This window comes from Sinomonas sp. RB5 (genome assembly GCF_054063535.1).
On sequence record NZ_JBSSGJ010000032.1, the window covers coordinates 1 to 3,388 of the forward strand.

4 protein-coding genes are annotated in these 3,388 nt (G+C 69.4%); all 4 read left to right on the forward strand.

Annotated features, from left to right (window positions below; genetic code table 11):
- The first annotated feature begins 209 nt into the window (after nucleotides 1-209).
- From ACVWWH_RS20085 to ACVWWH_RS20100, 4 genes are read left to right on the forward strand one after another with little or no spacing between them, the layout of a single operon-like run.
- On the forward strand, nucleotides 210-734 hold the full coding sequence (locus ACVWWH_RS20085) for a hypothetical protein (protein ID WP_066496842.1): 525 nt from the start codon (nucleotides 210-212) through the stop codon (nucleotides 732-734).
- A gap of 9 nt (nucleotides 735-743) precedes the next feature.
- Entirely contained in the window at nucleotides 744-1,571 is an 828-nt protein-coding gene (locus tag ACVWWH_RS20090; RefSeq protein ID WP_457317793.1) for an exodeoxyribonuclease III, read from the forward strand.
- Between the two features lie 23 nt (nucleotides 1,572-1,594).
- Entirely contained in the window at nucleotides 1,595-2,638 is a 1,044-nt protein-coding gene (trpS, locus tag ACVWWH_RS20095) for a tryptophan--tRNA ligase (RefSeq protein ID WP_174835410.1), read from the forward strand.
- A 4-nt stretch (nucleotides 2,639-2,642) separates the two neighbouring features.
- On the forward strand, nucleotides 2,643-3,221 hold the full coding sequence (locus ACVWWH_RS20100) for a 2'-5' RNA ligase family protein (protein WP_066496849.1): 579 nt from the start codon (nucleotides 2,643-2,645) through the stop codon (nucleotides 3,219-3,221).
- The last annotated feature ends 167 nt before the right edge of the window (nucleotides 3,222-3,388 follow it).

Consider the following 3,388-nt stretch of genomic DNA (forward strand, 5'->3'; position numbering starts at 1 on the left):
CGCCACAGCCGAACTGTCTACACTCACGTGAGACACGATCCGTCCACACTCACCTGAGACAGGAAGTGTCCACGGACTCCTGAGACATCACACGGGGAAAGCGCGACGAGATGCGTACCCGAGACGGTGGGAGGGCGGGGGGTGGAGCGGGGCCGGGGGAGGAGCGTGCGCGGCGATCGGCGGTGCGGACGTCTGGGAGAATGGACCCCATGCAGAGTCTCGGCCATCAGAACGCATCCAGCCAGCCCAGCGGCGCCCAGGCGCCCCGCCGAGGAGGCATCAAGGTCGGCGCACTGGGCCTATCGGTCCTCGTGCTCGCGTTCCTCGTGGCCGTGATCTTCGCGGCGAACCAGAACGCCGTGATCGGATGGATCGTGGCGATCGTCTCGTTCGGGTGGCTGGTCTTCGCGTTCTTCGTCTTCACCACCGTCCGGACCGCAGGCCGCAAGGCCCAGGAGCGCTTCGAACGCGCCGCCGAGCAGCTCACGGGCCGCGGACCGTCGGTCGCCGGCGGTGAGGCCCGCTCGGTGGACGAGGTCCGCGACCTCAAGCTCGACCACTCGTTCAAGATCATCCAGGTCCAGGAGCGCGTGATCCGCGAGAACCTCGGAGGCGATCGCGAGATGGTGGACCGCGCCCTCGAGACGATCCAGATCACGGCCGCGAACGCCCGTGACATGCTCCGCCCTGACGACGGCACGCCCCTCACGGGGACGGTCATCGACGAGGGGTAGAGTGGCTAGGTGACTTCCCCCGAATCGGCCCCGAAGGGTGGGGCCCTGCGCATCGCGACCGTCAACGTCAACGGCCTCCGCGCCGCGTGGCGCAAGGGCATGCCGGAGTGGCTCGGGACGCGCGAGGTGGACATCCTCTGCCTGCAGGAAGTCCGTGCCCCGGACCCGACCGTGCACGAGTACTTCGACGGCTGGCAGGTCCTGCATGCGGAGGCGGACGCGAAGGGCCGCGCCGGCGTGGCGATCGCTTCCCGCGAGGCTCCCACGGAGACGAGGATCGGGATCGGCGACGACTACTTCGCCACCGCCGGGCGCTGGGTGGAGGCGGACTTCGCCCTCGAGGGCGGCCGCCAGCTGACCGTCGTGAGCGCGTACGTGCACTCGGGCGAGGTGGGCACCCCCAAGCAGGATGACAAGTACCGGTTCCTGGACGTCATGCTCAAGCGGCTGCCGGAGCTCGGCGAGATGAGCGACTACGCCCTCGTGGTCGGCGACCTCAACGTGGGCCACACCCCGCTGGACATCCGCAACTGGAAGGCCAACCAGAAGCGCGCCGGGTTCCTTCCGGAGGAGCGCGCGTACTTCGACCGGTTCTTCGGCACCGAGATCGGCTGGCGGGACGTGCACCGTGACCTGGCCGGCCAGGTGGACGGCCCCTACACGTGGTGGTCGCAGCGCGGCAAGGCGTTCGACAACGATGCGGGGTGGCGCATCGACTACCAGATGGCCACGCCGTCCCTGGCCGCGGTGGCGCGGAACGCCGTCGTCGATCGCGCCAGCGCTTGGGACACGCGATGGTCCGACCACGCCCCGCTCGTCATCGACTACCAGCTCTAGACCTCTCGGAAGTGCCTGACTCCATGACCTCTCCTGCCCCCGCCCGCCAGCGACTCCTCTCCGGCATGCAGCCCTCGGGCGACTCGCTCCACCTCGGAAACTACCTCGGCGCCCTCGTCAACTGGGTCAAGCTCCAGGACCAGTACGAGTGCCTGTACTTCATCCCCGACCTGCACGCCATCACGGTCCCGCACGAGCCGGCCGAGCTCCTGCACCGCACGCGGCTGACGGCGGCCCAGTACATCGCGGGCGGAATCGACGTCGAGCGCTCCACGCTGTTCGTGCAGTCGCACGTGCCCGAGCACGCCCAGCTCGCTTGGGTGCTGACGTGCCTCACGGGCTTCGGCGAGGCATCCCGCATGACCCAGTTCAAGGACAAGGCGGCCCGCCACGGCCACGACGCCGCGAGTGCCGGCCTGTTCATGTACCCGATGCTCATGGCAGCCGACATCCTCCTCTACCGGCCGTACGGGGTCCCCGTGGGCGAGGACCAGCGCCAGCACCTCGAGCTCGCGCGCACCCTGGCCCAGCGCTTCAACTCCCGGTTCGGCGAGACCTTCGTGGTGCCCGAGGCGCTCATCCCGCCGACCTCGGCGAAGATCTACGACCTGCAGAACCCGACGGCGAAGATGTCGAAGTCGGCCGAGTCGCCGAACGGCCTGATCAACCTCCTCGACGACCCCAAGGCCACGGCGAAGAAGATCAAGTCGGCGGTGACCGACGCCGAGACGGTGGTCCGGTTCGACCGCGAGGCAAAGCCGGGCGTCTCCAACCTCCTGACGATCATCTCGACCATCACGGGCGAGGACATGGACTCGCTCGTGGCCTCCTACGAGGGCAAGATGTACGGCCATCTCAAGACGGACGTCGCGCAGGTGGTCGTGGACGCCGTCGCGCCCATCAAGGCGCGCACCGAGGAGCTGCTGACGGATCCGTCGGAGCTCGACCGTCTGCTGGCCCGCGGCGCCGCGAAGGCCCGCGAGATCGCGTCGCGCACGCTCGCCGACGTCTACGAGCGCGTCGGGTTCCTCCCTGCCCTCGCCCCGGCGGCAGCGGCCGTCGGCTGAGGCCATGCCGGGATTCGAGGACGGCACGATCGAGGACACAGCGGGCACCGCAGGAGGTGCCGACCGGCCGCTCGTCGGCGTGATCCTCGGGTTTCCCGACATGGTGGCCCAGGAGCTGCGCGCGTGGCGGGCCTCGTTCGGGGACCGCATGGCCGAGGTCATCCCGGCCCACATCACGCTCGTGACCACCACCGAGACGTCCGACTGGGACGCGGCCGTCCGGCACGTGCGCGGCGTCGCCGCCCAGGCGCGTCCGTTCACCGTGGGCCTGAAGGGGACCGGCACGTTCCGCCCCGTCTCGCCCGTGGTGTACGTCAACGTGGACGAGGGCTTCGAGGAGTGCGTCAGCCTGCACCGCGAGCTCCAGCAGGGCCCGCTCGCGCGCACGCTGCCCTTCCCGTACCACCCGCACGTCACCGTGGCGCACGACCTGCCGCCCGAGCGGCTCGATGAGGCGCAGAGCGAGCTGGAGTCCTACAGCGCAGCCTTCACCGTGGACAGCATGGGCCTGTACCAGCACGACGCCGACGGGTTCTGGCAGCTGCGGGAAGAACTCACGTTCGGCCGCGCTGGGCGGCGCTGAGCTCAGGGCACTCAGCAGAGGACCCTGCGCACAGGACCCCGGGAGGGGAACGCAAAAGGGCGCCGCTCGTGACTGAACTGGTCCCCGAGAGTTGGACTGGTGAAGTGAAAGTCTAGGCTGCGAGGGCCTGGGCCCGGTATCGGACCGGGCTCAGGCCCTCGAGCTTT

Coding starts and splice junctions, on each gene's coding strand:
- ACVWWH_RS20085 (WP_066496842.1), top strand. CDS start 210: ATGCAGAGTCTCGGCCATCAGAACGCATCCAGCCAGCCCAGCGGCGCC.
- trpS (WP_174835410.1), top strand. CDS start 1,595: ATGACCTCTCCTGCCCCCGCCCGCCAGCGACTCCTCTCCGGCATGCAG.
- ACVWWH_RS20100 (WP_066496849.1), top strand. CDS start 2,643: ATGCCGGGATTCGAGGACGGCACGATCGAGGACACAGCGGGCACCGCA.